Source organism: Salinibacillus kushneri, assembly GCF_900111405.1.
Lineage (GTDB): Bacteria > Bacillota > Bacilli > Bacillales > Alkalibacillaceae > Salinibacillus > Salinibacillus kushneri.
On the sequence record NZ_FOHJ01000005.1, the window covers coordinates 93,585 to 113,081 of the forward strand.

Below are 19,497 nucleotides of genomic sequence, written 5' to 3' on the forward strand. Positions count from 1 at the left end.
TCACCTTTCTTCGTATTTCATTGTAGGAGCCGCATATTCCTTCATACCATTTCTTTGACTTTCTGTAAGTCAAACATATAACTCATATCTATTAAATCGTCATCGATTTCTAAAAGTGAGTCTGATGAATATAATTTAGATAAAGTATCATTTATTGCCTTGACAGAAGATCTGATTATTGGGTTAGCATATATAAGCATTTTGAAGTCGTTGTTTCTTGCTTCCTCTACTGAAAACATAGGGTAAGTGGTAGGAACAATAACTACTGGTGTTGGATAGTTCCATAGTTTTCTGAATTGCAGCACCTCTGATGGATTATGTATTTTTGAATGAATTAGAATCATATCAGCACCGGCTTGATAATATGCAAAAGCTCTTTCTAATGCATCATCCATACCACTACCAGCTATTAGACTTTCAATTCTTGCAATAATAATTAAATCAGGGTCTATTTGAGTATCTTTAGCTGCCTTTAGTTTATCCTCAAATTCCTTTTTTGAGATTAGACTTTGACCCTTTTCAACAAAGCTATTCATCTTGGGAAATATCTTATCCTCGATAGATATTCCAGACACTCCAATATTTTCAAACTTTTTAACTGTCTCGATTACATTATTTACATTACCAAATCCTGTATCACAGTCAGCAATCACAGGAAGTGTTGTTGATTCGATAATGTTTTCGGTTATATTTTTAAATTCTGTCATACTTAGTATATTTGCATCTGGTTTTGCAAAAGAAGATGAAATCTCAAACCCGCTTGCCCATACAGCATCAAAATTATGTCTTTCAACTAGTCTTGCCGTTAAACCATTATGAGCCCCAACCGCTCTTATTACTTTTCCTTTTTGATTAATTAGTTGTCTCATTTTGTTTCTTGCCTTCATTGAAATCACCCTCATTATTGTATAAATTAATACATGCCGTTTGGTCTAGATCCCCATCCATCACGTTAACAATCTCTTGAAATAACGAGTGAACTAGTTCGCTAATAGGAGTAAAGTTATTATTTTGGATAATGTCTGAAGCTAAATGTAGGTCCTTTAATCGTACATTTATTGATGCTGATACATTGTCTTTTGGTGATATAAGCCGTTCAAACAGTACATTCATATATCTTGAGTTACCCCGGGTTGATTGAAATACATCATACATTTCTTCCAGTGACAATCCTTCTCTTTTTCCCATTGAAATTACCTCAGCAGCTCCAATTAAATTTATGCTTTCAGCAAGGTTATTTAATATCTTTAGTATTTGTGCTTTACCTGGAGTATAAAATTCAAAAACTTTTTTACTAAAACTTTCTATAATGTGCTTGTTCGAATTAATTACTCCTCGATGACCAGCTAATATGGTGGTTAAATCCCCATTGATAGCATTTTCAGGACCTCCAGAAACAGGACTTTCTATGTAGTAACTATCAAACTTAGCTACATTGGTTGAAAATTCTACGGCATATTTAGGACTTATTGTGCTAGTATCAAAGATTGTAAGCTTATTTTCTTGGTTTCGAAAGAGTGCATTTTTGTTTAAAAAAAGAACTGACTGTACTGCTTTTTCATCGCTTAAACAAAGAAATATTAATTTACAATAATATGAAATATGTTGAGGAGATGGTACAACATGAGCACCAAACTCCCCTAGTTTCGTTGCCTTGTCTTTACTCCTGTTGTATACATAAACCTCATATCCTTGATTTAATAATCTTTTCACTATAGATGTACCTAGGTTTCCAGTTCCGATCCATCCTATTTTCGTTATCAATATTATTCACCCTTAATTTCATTGAGGATTATGTTCTGTACATTATTCGTTATATCATCCTCGGGTTGCAGGGAAGACACTTGTTGCCAACTATATGAATTTGCCCATGATTTTAGTAATTTCCTTAGTTTAGTTTGATGTCGAATAAAATTTTCTTCCTTAACTTCGTTATCTCTTCCGCATTCATATGGAGTTAAATCTCCCTGTTTACGTTTGAGTGCTTCCTTCGGAGGAACATCAAAATAAAAGACGAGATCACTTATAGGTAACTGTAAAAAAGTTTCCTTAATCCATTTTTCATCACAACCGTATAAAATTTCGGATGCAGCATGTTTCATCCAATAGCCATCCAACAAATAAATATGATTTTTATCCTGGAGGTTATTTTTAGTCAATGTTATACTTATACTCCAAAACAAAAACAAAGCACGGCTAATTCCTTCCATTTCAGATATACAAACCCGTAGATCACTTAAGGGCGTGTTTATAAATCTACATTCAGGAAATTTTTCAGAATCTAATATATTCCATTTATCTAGTATATCAACATTATAATTGTTGTCTCTTAACCATTTTTGAATTTTTTTAATTTGTGTACTCTTACCGGACCCGTCGCATCCTGTAAATGTTATTAACATTTAGTTCACCTGCTCTTGCCATTCTTTAATTTGTGTTCCTGGCGTATTATCATTCAGTAGTGATACGGTTAAGTTGTAAGGATCATTTCCATCACAAATCACACCTCGAACCCCCTGTTTAGCCAGCTCAATTAAAGCAAGGAGTTTAGTCTTCATACCACCAGTGACATCCTGTTGGTTAGACACCCCTGTTTCAGACAATACTACATAAAAGTTTTCTTGAGTGACCTCTTCATAAATTTGGTCCGGACTATTTTTATAGTAAATTCCTTCAACATCTGTGAGCATAACAACTCGAGAGATGTCTAGTTCTTTATTCAGTACTAATGGGATTTTATCACTCGAGAATATGACAAACTTCTCTTCAGAATCGAACGTTAAATCACCTGATAGTATAGGGAGTAATTCCATATTTAGTGCACTTTTAATTGGTTCAATATAACAAGAAGATACATTTCCATCATTCGATGTAATATAACTACTCCCTTGAAATGGATAACACGGGATTCCTTCATCTCTAAAAATTGTACATACCTCAGTTTGCCATTCATTCATTTTGGTAGTCATCATTAGTAAATCTTGAGGTTTCCACTCTTGCATTGAATTCTGAAGGTTGTAACGAATTGGGACACCATTTCCGTATGATCCCCCGCCTAGAATAATGATTAAGTTACCTTTAAATAGAGTCCAATTTTTTTTAATTTCTTGAGCATACTGTTTAATTGCTTTCCTATTTGGGCTGCAGTATTTATCTTTGTGAGTTATTAAACTACCACCAAGTTTTATGACATACATTATACCTTTAACCTTTCTGAAAATATTTTAAAAAAATTAGTAAATGTTCGTGAGTTATAGAAGGCTCTAATAATCTTAATAATTAAATGCTAGAAGCTCTGAGTCTTCTTCAATGGCCATAAAACTATGTGGAGTTCCTGGTTTTATATATACTGAGTCCCCTACATTCAATTCCTGTCTATAAATCTTGTCTTTTGAAGACCAATCCATTCGAATTTTCCCTTTGGTAACGTAAATCACTTCTTTAGTATCATGTCCTTCATTTAATCTTATATCATCTTCATCATTGCAATAGAGAGTGACTTTTAGAGGCATTAAATAAGGTTCAGTATTAGTTGTAACTAAATGTTGATAGGTATAATAATCTTTTCCGTCCCTTTTACTAGTACGTTTATATCCTTGGTTATTATATTGTATTTTCACACCCTCATTGAGATCGCTTTCTTCTGAATTATTAAATAGATCAGAAACTTGCACGTTTAAAGAATGAGCAATTTTCTTTACCTCATCAAAAGAATCTACATAAACTTCGTTACCTTGAACATCCAAGTTATTTACAATTTCATCAAAAGTTTTTTTGCGATTTGCACATAATTCCTTTAGATTTTCTGTTGATAAACTGATACTCATCAAAATCTCCTCCTATTAAAATTTAAATAGATACAGTAACTTCCTCACTATTTGATACCGAATCTTTTAAGTGTTTTCTTAGAGAAGTTTCAAGCTTGACATAAAATTCTCGAACTTCAGGATTTAAGGAAATATCATCTACCGCTAGGTCATTTTCTACTTTTTTAATAGTAGATTTACTAACACTAGGCTGTGTATAATGTGCAATCCTATCTATCATTCCCTTTACCATCTCTTTTGATGTAAAGGAATAATCGTTCCAAAATTTTTCCTCTAACACTTTTTGCCGAACTTGAGGAGCAGTTTCCTGATACCATTTAATTCTATAATTAAAATAGTCAATCTCGTGCCACATGTCGTATTGTCCTGCGCAATATGATTCGTATGGGGTAAATGCTTGTACGGCATTATTGAAAGTATCGAAATAAGTATGTGAAATTACTGATAGCAAAGGACCATATCCAACTGATACTTCCATTCCCTTATTGGTATAACCCTTCACCAATTTGTTAAATACTTCTATAAATTGATGTTTTTCCTGACGAAATCTCTTTAATTCGAATACATCTTCTGAAATTTGAGGTATATGATCACCTTCATACCCAAAAACAACTTTTGCTGCATCTACTACCGTACTAGCCTTACTGAGTGGGTGACAATGCAAGCGGTGCAGAAAACTCGGTGCGCCATCCACTAAAGGTAAAATTGACATATATGAGACATTAATGTTTTCATTCGATATACGTAGTAATCCCTTAGCAAGCTCAACATGTGAAAATCTATCCATACTTATCACTCCTATTATTTAATTGGTAATGGCTCTCGTTTGAAGTTATTATACAAAGATATAAGTAAGTTTGTGGAAATGCTAGTTCCTAATGCTGTCGATACTTCACGTATTAAAGGAATTAAGTCTCTTGCATCTTCCCTACTGATGGCTATCCCTTGTCTCTCCAAGATATATTGGACAGCAACAGAACCAGAATGTTTTCCAATAATAAATTCGTGTTCACGTCCAACCATTTCTGGAGAAAAAGAAGAAAAGCTATCTTTTACTTTTAACATTCCATCAACATGTATTCCTGATTCGTGTTGATATACATGATTACCTATAATAGGCTCATTACCTGAAATTTTTAATCCTGTAGCGTCTTCTACAACTTTGCTCAATTGTGGGATTTTTGTTAAATCAATATCGGTTTTATGTTCGGTAAGAACTTTTATTGCCGTGGCAACTTGATGTAATGATGTAATACCTGCTCTATCCCCTAGTCCATTTACTGTTGTATGAACCTGACTTGCTCCGGCTTTAATTCCAGACAAAACGTTAGCAAGTGCTAAATTTAAATCATTATGCATGTGTAGTTGAAACTCAAATTCTGGAGAAACACTATTTGTTAATGTGCTAACAATTTTCTCAGTTTTATCTGGTGTTAGGCACCCAACAGTATCGGATAACCTCATCCTCGTGGCTCCTGCATTAGACACAGCATTTGCATAACGTTTTAAGAACTCTATATTAGCTCTTCCCATGTCTTCTGCACTTACTGATATAAATGTGGCTCCCTGACTTTTAGCATATTCTATTAGTTCAGTCGCTGTCTCAATTACCCAGTTATAATCCTTTTTAAATTTGTTTTTAATATGAATATCTGAGGATGGAAGCCCAATGTGTAAAGCTGTCAAGCCTGTTTCTAATGTTTTGTTTAAATCATCTTTTCGTCCACGATTCCAACCAATTAATCTTGGAAGGTTTTCATCTTGTGCTAGCGATTTAATAGATTCAAACTCTACGGATCCCATAGAAGGAATTCCTACTTCAGCAAATGGAACATTCGTTTCAGCTAACTTTTCTAAAATAATTCTCTTCTTTTTTTCATTTAATGCAATTCCAGGTGTTTGTTCGCCTTCACGAAGTGTACTATCTTCTATAGTGATTTTTTTCTTAGGGGTATCTATCATACCTTCACCTCCACTTTTTTGAACGTTGCTCAAAGATTACAAAAATTGTATTAAACTGTCAAATAGATGATAATTTTTACAAAAAATAGAATTAGTAAAATAATACCATTTATTAAAATTAAAGTAGGTGAATAGATTTATATATTATAGATAATTTTTACTAAAAGTTCCTTGACTTTTTATTGATAAAATAAAAAATATGGACAAAAATTACCAAATTTAAAAATATTTACTATTTAATAAAAAGTTGTAAACGTGTAAAAGTTCTGATAATTTCTTTTAGGAGAGGGGAGAACTGAAAATACCATTGAGGAGGTGTTAATTGTGAAAGGAGATGTATTGTCTCAGGCAGTAAAATGGAAACAACCAAGTGAAGTGATTTCTCAGCCAGTAAAATGGAAACAATCAAGTGATGATGTTTTGTCTCAGCCTGTTAAATGGGATCAACAATAATTAATCACTAACTAGGTATATGTAGCGTCTCATTATATGTCTAGAAATATAACCTAAATTCAGTTCTTCTCTCTCTTCTAAAAATATCTAAAGGAGAATAAATTTGAGGAATTTATTAAAGGGACTCATCACAAACAATTTATCCAGGTATAATATGAATAATCAAAAAATTACTCTTGACGACTATGAATTTATTTTCAGAACAAAATTAAATGGGTTTATTTATCATAAAAGGAACCAGATAAGAATAGAGGAAACATTGCTTGATGTGTTGAAAAAACAGCGTAATGTTAATTTGAATAGAAATATTAGTATATTGCGATATACTTTTTATATCGACAATCTTCTTCATAATGAAAATATAGAAAGGTGTTGGTTAAAAGGTATAAGGGACTTGTTTAATTACCCATATTTAATAGATAAAAGGCAAATGGCTGATGTAGACGTTTTGGTAAAAGATACTGAAAAAACAAGAGCTGTCTTATTGCGTGAGGGATTGAGTCATGGAGGTTATGATTATAATGGTAATTGGATTACTGGGGATAAGGCGGAAATAAGAGAGTTTGAGAGAGGACATTATGAATTATTCCCTTTAAGTAAAAAGTTACCCATTCACATTGAAAATAGTCTGAATTTACAGTACTTGAATAATTCTAAAGTTTATAAGGATGATTCAGGTTTTTTTACTGATATAATATATGATGTCCATCGGGAACTTACATTTGGATTAAAACCGGATTGGTTATTTCAAAAACATTCTTTTCTTCCTGTAATGAATGAATTAGATGACTTATGGTATATGATAAATAAGTGCTATTATGAGATATTAGAAGGAGATTCCATTAATATTCAGTCGCTAATTTTAACCCTAAGAAAGATTGAATCTAGTCATTATACAATTGATGAAATTAAAGATAGAGTTATAGAGACCGGTTTTTACAACGCTAATGCATTATACTTAATGTATGAATTATCCAATAATAATATTTCTGAACAAAGATTAGATTCAATAGTGAACCAATTAATTAATAAAATAAATAAACTCTTATCAAATTTAAAATAGTAGGGTTCAGATCATGATGGTTTTCCACTCCATCATCATGTACATAACGTTTATCATTTACGACTTGTTTAATACGGTCATCTTTTGTAGGAAAATAAGAACGATAATCAGGTAGATTAACCTGGATTAAGTCTAAGACATTAGCAAATCTTTTTGCTTCTTTTGAGATGCTGACTTATCTCTATAAAATTAGATGTACATAAATAATAATTTATTCTTAACGCGGTATTTTTTAATGTAAACCTTGTGCTAACTGCTGTACACAAATTTATCTTTGCACATAATTAAACTGTTGTTTTAGTTAATTATGTGCATTTTTATGGTCACAAATTTGAGACTCCGCAATAACCACGGAAAGTAAAATCTAGACAACAATTGAGCCACCGTTGCCATTTTTTCCACGCTATCGATGACAGGAAAATGAGCCAGTAATGACAGAGATGATCCACTCACTGAAAAACATACCTCACTATTAACCACATCGTTAGCTGCTTGCCTCCTACCCCTTGACCATTGGTATTATTTAACTTATAAAACATCCCATTCTAAACGTTCGCTAGTTTCCATAAAACATTACTACTAAATAATACTTAAAAAACAGCATGGTATTCCTCGGCCCGGAATAGTATAATATGTAAAAATTAGTAATAATTTCCTATTTAAAACTCCCGAATCTACTATAAAGTGGAATATGTAGAATCATAGAAAGGGGGGGGGAGTATATTTAAAGCATCTTAGAAATACATAAAAAATACAAACAAAGGGATGAGGGAGGATACAAACAAATGAAGAGACTGAAAAGAATTTTAGTAACTACTTTAACTATTACCTTACTTGCAATTCCTTTTTCAAATTTTGCAACAGCAGCTAAAGTTCAAAATCAAAACAACCAAGTTGTGGAAGACCTTGCTAAGGAATTGGAGTTTATTTTTGAAAAAGCAGCAACAAGAGATAAAGACGGTAATATAATTGATATCAACGTCGAAAAATTGGAAAATAAATATGGCCCCTCTCAACAATTAGAAGAATTAAAAGAATTAAAAAAGGGATTAAAAACGGAGACAGAAGAACAACTAAAATCACAAAGTCCGATAGCAAGCGTTAGTTCTGGTCAAGATCCAGTGGACCGTTGTATTCAAAGAAAAATTGAAAATGGGTTTGCCGATCTTGTTACAGGGGCTTTTATAGGTGCAATTGTAGATGATATAAGAAATAAAGATTATATCGGAGGGGCTAAGAAGCTTATAAAGAACGGTGTTAAAGGAAGTCCAGTAGGTATAGGAGTGACGCTTACTTCCTATTTGTTTACTTGCTTATGGACTGCTGGAGATAATCCTTGGAACTAAGATACTTAAAAAAAGAGTCAGGTTATTAATCTGACTCTTTTTTAGTATGATTATTTTTACTAGAGTTTATAAACCATTTAAACAATCGGAAGAGTATAACAAAGCTTAAAGATTGCATTATATTTTCAATCCACATTATTTCACCATGTCTAACATAATCCCAGATAATAAAATTAATTAATAAGATTATAAACATTAGTATTGAATTTTTGATCAATCCCATAAAAATACTCCTTTGATTTTCTGTTTTGGGTTTAATTATATATATAATTATTGATGAAATCTACTCTACTTTTAGCCTAAAATAAGCAAATCATCTGGGTTGATATTCTAACGTTTAATTTTCCTTAAGCAGCTCGCTACTGCGAAACAAAAGAAAGTGGTGGAAATTTTGGAAATAGGCTCATTTGATACCCTAAAATATGGTATAATAAAAGAGATCTAGGTACTCACTATATCACAAAAACGCCTTATGCCTCTCAGATTAAATTTAAGGGGCATACAAAGCGTTTTTTCTTTTTAGGTAGTTTAGGTCTATTAATCTATTAAAAATTAAATGTGAGCCTTATATTTACTTTTAAAGTGAATGTATTAATGATTTTCTTTGTTATAGTTTTGAGATTTTATTTATAGAAGGGATTTTCAGAATCGGATTTCCCTTTATATATTTATTTATATATTAATTACAATTAATTATATTTAACGGAAGATTAAACCGTTGGGGCACAAGGGGTTTGGTCTTTTATTGTACTTTTTTTATTCTTATTATTGTACTTTCGTTTTAATTTAGGTATATTTATTGTAATATAGGAACTTCATTTCAAAACTAAGTACATAATGGAGAGTTTTTTTATTTCATAGGGGGCTGGGCATTATGGTTAGGAAAAACGGAAAAAAACAGATATTTTCATACGAAAATTCAATTCGTAAAAGCAATGAACTATCAATGGGGAATGTCATTCGAAAACAATAACGTATTTATTTTAAAACCTTTATACAGGAATAGATAACTCGATATTAGTTTTGATTGCCCAATATTTTTTGATTGAAAAACATTCTACTTGTTTGAATTTTGGACATATCCAATATGTAGGCTCATTGCCTTTATATCAGGTTTTTAGGAGGGCGCTTAGATCAGTAAATAATTCCCCTAAAAGCAGAAATTATTCAAAATACCAACACCGTTAAAATCGGAAAAATCTTCCCCTACCTTCTTTCTCCATTTTCACTTCTAAAGACCATACCTTGTCCAAGTCTGACACGGGTAAGTATGGTCAATATTAGTATCTGTACCTTTTGGATAACCATCAAAAATTGCTACCGAGGAAGCCTTGTTATATTTAATTCCCTATTCAATTATTAAAGAATCAAATGATAGAAATGATCCTAGATTGACTGTTAGGGATTACCTGAATACTTCTTTGATATTAGAATGAAACAAAGGAAAAATCCAAAAGTATGTATAAGGATAAATTGACATTTTGATGTATAATGGTAAGAAAATACATGGTGTAGAATGTTTTAACGTATAATAACAATAAAAATTATACAAAATAAAAAGAAACGGAATGTTTGTGCATTCCATCTTTTAAACAGTAGCACCCCTCTAGAAACAAGGTGTGGGCTGTTATTTACGTCGATGTTGCTTCTTTTTTACTACCTTGCTTCCCCCAAAGCAAGGTAGTTTATTTTTATCCACATTTATAAAGAATGATGGGATAATGATAAACGAAGGTTCAAAGCTGATGATAGCTATATTAGATAGCGTGATTAGCAATAACCTCCATTACAATAGGATCACTCCCCTCTCTCGCTTTCAATAAGACGTAGAAGATTTTCGTTCAATGTTTTATTTTCTCTATAGGTATCATCGTCATTTTTAGGTTTTATAAAAATTGAAAACTCCATAAAAGATAAAAGCGACTAACATACTTCAACAATAATCCGAGGTGGCAAGTGGCATACATTTGTTTTTTCTATACAAACTTTAGTATAATTGAAAGTGAAAAGAATAAAACTATTTAAAAGTGGTTTGTTATAATTAAATAGGGGACATTAAGTGCGTAAGAAGATCCAAGGTGTGGTAGCCGAGGTTCTTCTTATTTTTCTAAAATAAAGGAAATAGGTTAGTTGAGGAGCATAAAAATTGTATTGCTGTTTATACAAAAATACAGTTTGATGGAAAAACACATAAGAGTCTTTTCAAGTAAAGTGTGTAAGTTCAGATATCTTCAAGAACCCGATCCTTTAATCGATTATCAACTAGTAACTGGTTCATAGTTAAGGCCCAATTTTGAATATGACCACCTACCCATTTGGACTCTAATTCTTTTAAGAATAGAACCTTTAAGCATTCTCATCTGGGAATACCCTTTTTTGTTACCTTGCGGAAGCTGAGAGTATATGCTTTCTATCGCATTGGTCATGTACATGATTTTGCGTAGTGCACTACCGTAACCAAAGAGCTGCTCAGCGTGATCAAAATTTAGAATTCATACATCAACAGCATCAGGATAGGCAGACTGTGCCTAGTTCGCTCTAAAACCTGAATAATCTTAAATTTTGTTCTTTGATACTATTTTACATATAATTATATTTGGTCCTAAAAATGATTGAATAGGTACGTGATTTAAATTAAACAAAAACTTGTCCTCTAAAAGCTCTTGTTACCACATAGGCCAGATTACTTTTGCCCAACCACGAATTTCCACTAGGATTCACGGAATGGCTTTATTTTATAACTTTTCAGCTTAATAGCCTTTTAATATCCACAACAAATTTTCATGTAAAGCTGTAAATACAGTTAACTGTATTTACAGCTTATGTTATTTATGATTTAATGATGAAGGAATTAAGTAGTACTATATCGAATCCCTTATATACAGAAATACATAAATACAGTTATATGGGTGACTCAATTAGAAAGTGAGGGATAATGATGGCTATGACCATTACCTTTGGAAATCAAAAGGGGGGGTAAGAAAATCTACAACTTCAGCTACTACTGCCTTTCTTTTGTCACAAAAAGGATATAAAGTACTAGCAATTGATATGGATTCCCAAGCCAATATGGTTCAAATGATTGCTAATACTGATGACCTTCTACAATATGAAAAGAGAACCATAAAGGAAGGAATGGAAGAGGAGGATGTTCGTCCCTATGTTTTAGCAGCAACGGATAATCTTCATTTTATTCCAGCAGATGACTATTTAGTTCTTGTTAATGAAGACCGAAATATTATACGTTTAAAGAAAGCCTTGGAACCCATCCAAGAATATTACGATTTTATTGTCATAGATACTCCTCCTTCTTTATCTAAACAAACCGTCAATGCTCTTATGGTCAGTGACTATGTAGTTGTGATGTTCCAAACAGAAAAACTTCCTTACAACGCTTTGCCTCGTTTTATGGATTCGATTGAGGGGGCAAAGCAGGCTGGAAACCAAAAACTAGAAATAGCTGGGATATTGCCAACGTTAACCGATGGTCGTCGTAATGATGGAAAAGAACTACTACAACTGGTTCAAGAGGAGTATGGAGAATTAGTATTTAAGACTGTACTTCCAAGAAACGCAAAAATTTCGCGACTATCTGTTTATGGTTTTTTTGATAATCCTGAACTCAATGATGCTACGAAACACCATGCAAAATTTCTTGAGGAGTTGTTGAACTATGTCAGAGTTAAAGAAAAATAAATATAATCGAACAGGTCCTGGTGCTAATCAGTCCGTTTTTGGTTCCTTGGTTACTGATACAGGAATACAGGAAGATGTAAATACAGTTAAGAAAAAGAAAGCTACCTTTGAAATGGATCCCAATCTTCATCGTGAATTAAGACGTTTTGCTGTGGAACATGATACCACCATGGTAACCATTGTAGAAAAGGCACTAAAAGAATATTTTCGTCAAAGATAAAGTTAGGGGAAACCGAACTGGCTAACATAAAACATATATCATTCACCTAATAAGTATCTATGTTTAATTTAGAATGGAATAAAGGTGAAATCCAAATGTATATATGAGTATAAATTGACATTTTCACACTAAAAGTTTCTATTAAAGGTAACAAAATACTTGTTTATTCATTTTTATTGTGTATAATAACAATAAAAAATTATACACAATAAAAAGAGACGGAATGTTGGTGTGTTCCATCTCTTTAACAGTAGCATCCATAAAAACAAGGTGTGGGTTGTTATTTTCGTAGCTGTTTATTCTTTTTTACTACCTTGCTTTCCCCTAAAGCAAGGTAGTTTATTTTTATTCGTATTTATAAAGAAAACAAATGGGTAATGATAAACGAAGATTCAAAACTGATGATAGCTATATTATTAGGTAGAATGAACTGCAAAACTTCGTATTACTCATCCACCCCTTTCTCGCCTTCAATAAGACGTAGAAAGAGATAAAGCCCACTATTCCCGAGGGATTAATTAATGCTTAGTAGGGGAACTTCTTCGTTTTACTTTATATAAAATGTTTTGTTTTATTTATACCGTAGCTTCATTCCCTTCCGGTAGCTCAATCCTGCATCCCAAACTTCTCGCGGTTGATTATTATACCCAGAAAAAAACCACTCAACAAATAAACTCTCCTTCAAATTCCTATGAGGTGGAAGATAATCACATTGTCTATAAAAGAGTTTAGCGAAATGAGCCGTGATATTCTTTATCGGTTACCATTTGCTGAACTGATTGTATTCATATTCTAATCCAAGTGGTAACCAGACCAACGAGAAATACCCCAGCAAAATCAACTGGTAATACAGGTGCAAAACCAACTAAAAATAATCCTAAAAATATATCCATTAAGGAACGACTTGAAATGTGAATTGTATTTTTATTCCACCACCATGTACTAAGAATTCCTGCCATTACACCCCCAAAAAGAAAGGGATGCATCTTGGTATGAAACCAATTCTTCCAATAATCCAGTATACATTGCGTCATTTGTCATATTATATAAAAGCTTGTCATGATAATAAAATACGCGCCCTTTGAAACTCTGCTAAAAAATGCACCCCATAAATATTTTAGTTTAACAATCCTGATTATCCCTCAATTATATATTACTAGATAATTTTCATTTTCATCTCTTAATATTTCACAATACTATAAATTAACATAATAAGTTTAAATTCAATTAATGTTTTTGGTTATTTTATTACGCTTCACTGTAAGTTAAATGGGCAACAAATTTAATGATAAATTACCATTAAACAACTCATATTATTTCAACGAAAAATCTAAAAAATTATTTTTCTTTGACATGTTTTCGTCAAGTGGGTATTATTATTAAAGTAAATCCAACCAAACTTATATGAAAAGGGTGTCTTTGATTATGACAACTACGACTGTTCAAGCACAAGCAAATACTAAGGAGCCTGTTCAAAAGCAACAGTCAGCATTAAATAAGCCGCAAACTCCGTTGATTATTGGCGGATTACTTGTTGGCGCGGTATTATTAATTTATCTTATGTTTACCCAAAGCGCCGTACAATCATTACTGCTTGTTATTGGTCTGCTGCTTGGATACACTTTATTCCATGCACGCTTTGGTTTTACTTCAGCCTTTCGCAGATTGATGTCTGTGGGTAATGGGCAAGCATTACGTGCACACATGGTTATGCTTGCTGTTGCCGTGACGTTATTTGCTCCCATTTTGGCATTTGGGTATTCCTTTTTTGGCGGTGAAGTTTCAGGCTATGTTTCACCAGTAGGCGTTAGCCTTTTTGTAGGGGCCTTTATGTTTGGAATCGGAATGCAGCTTGGCGGTGGCTGCGCATCTGGTACACTTTACGCCGTTGGTGGTGGACGCTCTGTAATGTTTATAACGCTATTATTCTTTATTGTAGGATCAACGATAGGAGCTTATCATCTACCATTTTGGACGGAAGACTTACCAGCATTCGAACCGATTTCCTTAGCAACATCAACAGGACTTGGTTATGGAGGAGCCTGGATTCTTTCCATTGCTCTATTTGGACTTATATCATGGATTACTTTAAGGGTAGAAAAAAAGAAGCAACCACCCAAAATGCCTCCATTACCTTCAACAAAAGGTTGGAAGCGAATATTCCGTGGTTCCTGGCCACTATTTGCCGCAGCGATTGCATTAGCTGTTCTTAATGCATTAACGCTTATGACTCGTGGTGCACCATGGGGCGTTACATCTGCGTTTGCCTTATGGGGATCTAAAGTGGTTCAGTTCTTTGGCGTTGATGTGGCAAGCTGGGGGTATTGGCAAGGTGCAAACGCCTCAGCTCTTGAATCCTCCATTTTCGCTGACTCTACAACAGTATTGAACTTTGGCGTCATTCTAGGAGCTTTTCTTGCTTCAGCTGCTGGAGGACTCTTTAAATTTACGAAACTACGATTAGGTAATGTAGTAGCATCTATAATTGGAGGATTATTATTAGGTTATGGCGCCCGCCTCGCATTCGGTTGTAACATTGGTGCTTACTTTGGTGGAATCTCCTCCTTTAGTCTTCATGGCTATGTATGGGGAATTCTAGCACTAGCAGGTACGTTTGTCGCCCTTTTTCTACGGCCATTATTTGGTCTATCCGTGCCAAAACCGAAGGATACATTCTGTTAACAAAAAGATAATGGATAAAAATCACCATGTGAAGAACATGGTGATTTTTTCTGTTTGCTATAGATTAAGACCTAATTCCCTATAACCTTATGAAAATTACGCAAAACGTCTTAGTTAAAAAGAATTACATATTTTTACAATTGTTCACTATCATTTAACATCTCTTTAATATCAATCTATTAAACTACAAGTGTAGTAAGAAATAGGATAGAAAGGAGATGTTGTAATGCTAAAGAAGTTTGGGGTTGTGGTGTTAAGTACTGGACTTGTTTTCTCCGGCTTAAATGCAGGTAGCTCTATTGATGCTGCCAAACCAACTAATCCTGGAAATGGCAATGGGAACGGGCATAAGGGAAAAGTAGAAAATATCATATTTATGATTCCGGATGGCTTTAGCTCAAATTATGCTTCGAACTATCGCATTTACAAGGGGGAAGATGCAGTCTGGGATCAGCATCTAAAAGGAATGTTTACAACCTCTTCTGCTAATTCTGATGTTACGGACTCAGCAGCAGCAGGGACCGCTATGGCAACTGGTAAAAAGACCAATAACGGTGTAATTGGACTTGGCCCAGAAGGAAACACGCTTGAAACCATCCTTGAATCTTCTGAAAAAGTCGGGAAATCATCAGGTCTCGTTGCCACGTCCACCATCACCCATGCAACACCTGCTTCATTTGCTACACACGTGAAGGATCGAAACAACGAAACAGAAATTTCCAGACAGCTTATTGATAGTAAAGTAGATGTCTTACTTGGAGGCGGTAAAGATAATTTCTTACCTGCATCCGAGGGTGGAAATCAGGAATCTCTTCATTTAATTGAAAAAGCTAAAGAAAAAGGGTTCGAATTTGTTGAGAACCGAAACGAGCTCCATCAATATCAGAATCATCGGGTAGAAGAAGGTGATAAACTACTCGGTTTATTTGCAGATGATGCCCTATCACCTGAATTACATCGTGAAGAAACAAGTGAACCCAGCCTATCCTCTATGACAAAAACAGCCATTGATGTATTAGAAGAAGATAAAGATGGATTTTTCCTTATGGTTGAGGGTAGTCAAATTGACTGGGCTGGACATGCGAATGATGCGGCATGGGCCATGTCTGATGTTCAAGCTTTTGAAGCGGCTGTTGAAGAGGCTATTGAATTTGCCAAAAAGGATGGAAAAACCTTAGTTGTTGTCGCCGCCGATCATGATACTGGTGGCATCACTACAGGCGCAAATGACTCACTGGATTTAAATGCCGGAGTGCTGCAAAAGGTTACTGCGACTGGTGAGTATATGGCTTCACAAATCAATGAAGAACGGTCAAACATTGACAAGGTTATCCAGACTTATACAGGTTTTGAATTAAAGGAAAATGAGATTCAAACCATTGCAAAGGCTGATGATATCACACATGCAATCAATACAGTTATCAGTCAACGTGCTCATATTGGTTGGACAAGTACGAATCATACTGGAGCAGATATACCCGTTTATGCGTTCGGGCCACAGTCGAATCGTTTTACAGGCTTCCATGACAATACAGATTTACCCGACATTATGAAAGATGCATTACATCTCAAATAAACCAATTCCCGAAAACTTCGTTTAAACCCCCGGTTTTCCAACAAACCGGGGGTTTTTTTCTCACCAAATAGCCTTATTAAAAGAATGAACTCCTGCACGTAATAGAAACCTAAACATATGTTTTGACATCTGTACGAGTTTCATCTATATTTTCATAGAATCCCGAGTAAATATATATGAATAAACTATTATTTTTAGAAAGGAGTATGAACCATGAAAGCCATTTGGAAGGGATATTTAGATACATCTCTCATTTTAAAAATTACCATTGCACTTATATCGGGTATTATTGTTGGATTTATCTTGGGTCCTGATGCTTCCGTTCTATCCCCATTAGGAGACCTTTTGCTTCGTTTGCTTAAATTTCTGATTATCCCGCTCATTTTGTTCACCCTTATTGTCGGGGTTAACCAGACAAATATACGTGAATTAGGAAGAATGGGAGGAAAAGTCTTTCTTTATTATGTAATCACTTCAGCATTTGCAATTGCTGTAGGTTTAGCTGTCGCAAGTATCTTTAATCCTGGAACCGGAATGACTCTTCCAAACGAAGAATATGAGGTGCCAGAGAATCCCGGATTTATCAGTGTGTTATTAAATATTGTTCCAGAAAACATTGTAACAGCATTTAGTGAGCTAAACTTACTTGGAATCATTTTCACAGCACTCGTCTTTGGAATCGCCATCTCTTATCTACGATCATCAGAAGAATACAATGAGTTAGGCGAGCATGTCTACAAAGTCGTGAATGGATTGAATGAAGCAACCTTATCGATTATGAAAGGGATATTACAATATGTTCCGGTTGGTATTTTCGCCATTATTGCTGAAACAGTAGGAAATCAAGGGATAGACACAATTGAATCATTAGGAAGCATGGTAGCGGTTCTTTATATTGCTTTATTTGCAATGCTTGTTATTTATATGATTATGATGCTACTATTTAAAGTTCGTCCTGGTGAATTTTTTGAACAAGCTCGTACACCTATAATCACAGCCTTTGTAACCCAAAGCAGTTCAGGGACCTTACCCATTACCCTAAATGCCGCTAAAAACCTGGGATTTTCTAAAAGTTTATACGGATTTAGTCTGCCATTTGGTGCTACGATTAATATGGATGGAGCAGCGATTCGAATCGCCATTTCTACCGTATTTGCTGCGAATGTAATGGGGCAGTCCTTAAGCTTTCCGGATATGCTTCAAATTGTATTAATTGGTACATTAGTATCTATCGGTACAGCTGGTGTACCTGGCGCGGGTATTGTTATGATTGCAACTGTATTTGCTCATTTTGGTTTATCCATGGAAGCTGTAGCCCTATTAACAGCTATTGACGCACTTGTTGGAATGGGATGTACAGCTCTAAATGTCACAGGAGATTTAGTAGGAACGTCCATTATTAATAAGACAGAACATAAGGTGGAAGATGCTGTACCTGAAAAATCATAATTCACCCTGTTTTTTAATCAATAAAAAAACGCTATTTTTCTACTCAAATGAGATAGGAAATAGCGTTCTTTTTATTGGTTTTGGAAAAGATATTATAAACCAGTTAATGGTTCACACCTCAAAGCTACATTCATTGCCCTCACCCTTTTCCGAGACATCTTCAATCCAGGTTGCAGGATAACAATTCGGCGTTTTATCATAACAGCATAAGCCCTCATTCTGTTAACCCCTTTTTTACTTCATCATTCTACAGAATGCTTACTTTTGACACGATCTAATAAAATCAACAAATAACGTAAACTGATTATCATCCTTTTGATAATTAAATTCTGGATGCCATTGAACCGCTAAAACATACTTTTGCTCTGGCATATAAGCCGCTTCAATTAATTCATCCTCTGCTTGTGCCATTGGTACTAATTTTGGTGATAGTTGTTTAATTCCCTGATGATGAAGGCTATTTACGAAAATCGATTCCCTATGTAACATGTCAAAAAGTCTACTATCCTTTTTTATATCAACTCTATGAACCGCCCTATCATATGGTGGTCTTTGTTTATGTTTAACTTGCTTTTCATTTTTCATCTGTGTTGGGATATCCTGATAAAGAGTACCTCCCAGCATTACATTAAACAATTGAAGTCCACGGCAAATTCCAAGTGCAGGTTTATCTAATTCTAATACCCGTTTAAAAAGGATTTCCTCCATGATATCCCGATTTGTACAAATGATACCAGATTCCTTTCCGACTTTCTCACCATACATTTCAGGATTTATATCATGACCTCCTGTAAATAAAAATCCGTCAAACTGATTGGCCAGACTCAAAATGATATTTTCATCTGTTGTTAACGGCAACATTACAGGGGCTCCACCTGCATCTTCTATCCCCTTCATATAACCTGGAAGCATCCAGTAACTTTCCTTAGCCTCATCATATAATGGCAATACTCCGATCAATGGTTGTGTCATTTTTAGACTCTCCCTGCATCAAAGACTTTTTACGGTTTATAAAAATGAATGTAAATACTTCTTTCATTTTAGGGTTGAATACTCTCTTATTCAACAGAAACCGCCTACTTTACGGATAAGAAGATTAAACTTCGATAACATAGTCAGAATTATGCTTTTTACATTTCACTCCCGTTACAACCATATATCTTAGTTAAACCTACAAAAATACCCCTCCTCTTTTTCCGTTTTCTGTACAATTATACATTAAT

The 19,497-nt window shown here is 34.1% G+C and carries 17 protein-coding genes and 1 pseudogene; 8 read left to right on the forward strand and 10 right to left on the reverse strand.

The window, feature by feature from the left end; genetic code table 11:
• Positions 1–41: 41 nt before the first annotated feature.
• From BMX63_RS08760 to BMX63_RS08790, 7 genes are all read right to left on the reverse strand, one after another.
• Positions 42–887, reverse strand: coding sequence for an isocitrate lyase/phosphoenolpyruvate mutase family protein (locus BMX63_RS08760; RefSeq protein ID WP_093134314.1), 846 nt, complete (start codon positions 885–887; stop codon positions 42–44).
• Positions 853–1,764, reverse strand: a complete 912-nt coding sequence (locus BMX63_RS08765; protein WP_093134316.1) for an NAD(P)-dependent oxidoreductase — start codon at positions 1,762–1,764, stop codon at positions 853–855. The genes BMX63_RS08760 and BMX63_RS08765 overlap by 35 nt, the downstream gene beginning before the upstream one ends.
• Positions 1,765–1,766: 2 nt before the next feature.
• On the reverse strand, positions 1,767–2,402 hold the full coding sequence (locus BMX63_RS08770; RefSeq protein WP_093134318.1) for a dTMP kinase: 636 nt from the start codon (positions 2,400–2,402) through the stop codon (positions 1,767–1,769).
• Positions 2,403–3,197, reverse strand: coding sequence for an isopentenyl phosphate kinase (locus tag BMX63_RS08775; protein ID WP_093134321.1), 795 nt, complete (start codon positions 3,195–3,197; stop codon positions 2,403–2,405).
• A 75-nt stretch (positions 3,198–3,272) separates the two neighbouring features.
• Positions 3,273–3,827, reverse strand: coding sequence for a cupin domain-containing protein (locus tag BMX63_RS08780; RefSeq protein WP_093134323.1), 555 nt, complete (start codon positions 3,825–3,827; stop codon positions 3,273–3,275).
• A 22-nt stretch (positions 3,828–3,849) separates the two neighbouring features.
• Entirely contained in the window at positions 3,850–4,614 is a 765-nt protein-coding gene (locus tag BMX63_RS08785) for a hypothetical protein (RefSeq protein WP_093134326.1), read from the reverse strand.
• A 14-nt stretch (positions 4,615–4,628) separates the two neighbouring features.
• Positions 4,629–5,789 carry a homocitrate synthase/isopropylmalate synthase family protein gene (locus BMX63_RS08790; RefSeq protein ID WP_093134328.1) on the reverse strand — a complete coding sequence of 387 codons (1,161 nt, stop codon included), beginning with the start codon at positions 5,787–5,789 and terminating at the stop codon, positions 4,629–4,631.
• A 324-nt stretch (positions 5,790–6,113) separates the two neighbouring features.
• On the opposite strand from BMX63_RS08790, the gene BMX63_RS18665 reads away from it, so the two are divergent.
• The 3 genes from BMX63_RS18665 (at position 6,114) to BMX63_RS08800 (ending at position 8,651) form a co-directional block, all read left to right on the forward strand.
• Positions 6,114–6,242, forward strand: a complete 129-nt coding sequence (locus BMX63_RS18665) for a hypothetical protein (RefSeq protein ID WP_281242739.1) — start codon at positions 6,114–6,116, stop codon at positions 6,240–6,242.
• Positions 6,243–6,396: 154 nt separating this feature from the next.
• Entirely contained in the window at positions 6,397–7,305 is a 909-nt protein-coding gene (locus BMX63_RS08795) for a nucleotidyltransferase family protein (RefSeq protein WP_177167247.1), read from the forward strand.
• Positions 7,306–8,090: 785 nt separating this feature from the next.
• Positions 8,091–8,651: a hypothetical protein gene (locus BMX63_RS08800; RefSeq protein WP_093134333.1), complete on the forward strand. Its 561-nt coding sequence runs from the start codon at positions 8,091–8,093 to the stop codon at positions 8,649–8,651.
• A 2,221-nt stretch (positions 8,652–10,872) separates the two neighbouring features.
• Here the strand turns inward: BMX63_RS08800 and BMX63_RS18470 are convergent.
• A pseudogene (locus BMX63_RS18470) lies at positions 10,873–11,173 on the reverse strand (IS256 family transposase); the annotation flags it as partial.
• A gap of 403 nt (positions 11,174–11,576) precedes the next feature.
• Here BMX63_RS18470 and BMX63_RS08810 point away from each other — a divergent pair.
• Entirely contained in the window at positions 11,577–12,347 is a 771-nt protein-coding gene (locus BMX63_RS08810) for a ParA family protein (protein ID WP_093134338.1), read from the forward strand.
• A complete protein-coding gene (locus BMX63_RS08815; protein WP_093134341.1) occupies positions 12,325–12,567 on the forward strand; it encodes a hypothetical protein in 243 nt (80 codons plus the stop codon). The genes BMX63_RS08810 and BMX63_RS08815 overlap by 23 nt, the downstream gene beginning before the upstream one ends.
• Positions 12,568–13,352: 785 nt before the next feature.
• Here BMX63_RS08815 and BMX63_RS18015 read toward each other — a convergent pair.
• Positions 13,353–13,526 carry a hypothetical protein gene (locus BMX63_RS18015; RefSeq protein WP_177167248.1) on the reverse strand — a complete coding sequence of 58 codons (174 nt, stop codon included), beginning with the start codon at positions 13,524–13,526 and terminating at the stop codon, positions 13,353–13,355.
• Positions 13,527–13,992: 466 nt separating this feature from the next.
• On the opposite strand from BMX63_RS18015, the gene BMX63_RS08820 reads away from it, so the two are divergent.
• The 3 genes from BMX63_RS08820 (at position 13,993) to BMX63_RS08830 (ending at position 18,274) form a co-directional block, all read left to right on the forward strand.
• Positions 13,993–15,249: a YeeE/YedE family protein gene (locus tag BMX63_RS08820; protein ID WP_093134343.1), complete on the forward strand. Its 1,257-nt coding sequence runs from the start codon at positions 13,993–13,995 to the stop codon at positions 15,247–15,249.
• Positions 15,250–15,475: 226 nt separating this feature from the next.
• Entirely contained in the window at positions 15,476–16,825 is a 1,350-nt protein-coding gene (locus tag BMX63_RS08825; protein ID WP_093134346.1) for an alkaline phosphatase, read from the forward strand.
• A gap of 213 nt (positions 16,826–17,038) precedes the next feature.
• On the forward strand, positions 17,039–18,274 hold the full coding sequence (locus BMX63_RS08830) for a dicarboxylate/amino acid:cation symporter (protein WP_093134348.1): 1,236 nt from the start codon (positions 17,039–17,041) through the stop codon (positions 18,272–18,274).
• Positions 18,275–18,532: 258 nt separating this feature from the next.
• Here BMX63_RS08830 and BMX63_RS08835 read toward each other — a convergent pair whose 3' ends face one another.
• A complete protein-coding gene (locus tag BMX63_RS08835; RefSeq protein WP_093134351.1) occupies positions 18,533–19,246 on the reverse strand; it encodes a gamma-glutamyl-gamma-aminobutyrate hydrolase family protein in 714 nt (237 codons plus the stop codon).
• Positions 19,247–19,497 lie beyond the last annotated feature (251 nt).

What these genes read in the sequence shown, in the direction of transcription:
- BMX63_RS08780 (WP_093134323.1), bottom strand. Translation starts at nt 3,827, where the DNA reads ATGAGTATCAGTTTATCAACAGAAAATCTAAAGGAATTATGTGCAAAT.
- BMX63_RS08775 (WP_093134321.1), bottom strand. Translation starts at nt 3,197, where the DNA reads ATGTATGTCATAAAACTTGGTGGTAGTTTAATAACTCACAAAGATAAA.
- BMX63_RS08830 (WP_093134348.1), top strand. Translation starts at nt 17,039, where the DNA reads ATGAAAGCCATTTGGAAGGGATATTTAGATACATCTCTCATTTTAAAA.
- BMX63_RS08835 (WP_093134351.1), bottom strand. Translation starts at nt 19,246, where the DNA reads ATGACACAACCATTGATCGGAGTATTGCCATTATATGATGAGGCTAAG.
- BMX63_RS08785 (WP_093134326.1), bottom strand. Translation starts at nt 4,614, where the DNA reads ATGGATAGATTTTCACATGTTGAGCTTGCTAAGGGATTACTACGTATA.
- BMX63_RS18015 (WP_177167248.1), bottom strand. Translation starts at nt 13,526, where the DNA reads ATGGCAGGAATTCTTAGTACATGGTGGTGGAATAAAAATACAATTCAC.
- BMX63_RS08820 (WP_093134343.1), top strand. Translation starts at nt 13,993, where the DNA reads ATGACAACTACGACTGTTCAAGCACAAGCAAATACTAAGGAGCCTGTT.
- BMX63_RS08760 (WP_093134314.1), bottom strand. Translation starts at nt 887, where the DNA reads ATGAAGGCAAGAAACAAAATGAGACAACTAATTAATCAAAAAGGAAAA.
- BMX63_RS08815 (WP_093134341.1), top strand. Translation starts at nt 12,325, where the DNA reads ATGTCAGAGTTAAAGAAAAATAAATATAATCGAACAGGTCCTGGTGCT.
- BMX63_RS08795 (WP_177167247.1), top strand. Translation starts at nt 6,397, where the DNA reads ATGAATAATCAAAAAATTACTCTTGACGACTATGAATTTATTTTCAGA.
- BMX63_RS08825 (WP_093134346.1), top strand. Translation starts at nt 15,476, where the DNA reads ATGCTAAAGAAGTTTGGGGTTGTGGTGTTAAGTACTGGACTTGTTTTC.
- BMX63_RS08770 (WP_093134318.1), bottom strand. Translation starts at nt 2,402, where the DNA reads ATGTTAATAACATTTACAGGATGCGACGGGTCCGGTAAGAGTACACAA.
- BMX63_RS08790 (WP_093134328.1), bottom strand. Translation starts at nt 5,789, where the DNA reads ATGATAGATACCCCTAAGAAAAAAATCACTATAGAAGATAGTACACTT.
- BMX63_RS08800 (WP_093134333.1), top strand. Translation starts at nt 8,091, where the DNA reads ATGAAGAGACTGAAAAGAATTTTAGTAACTACTTTAACTATTACCTTA.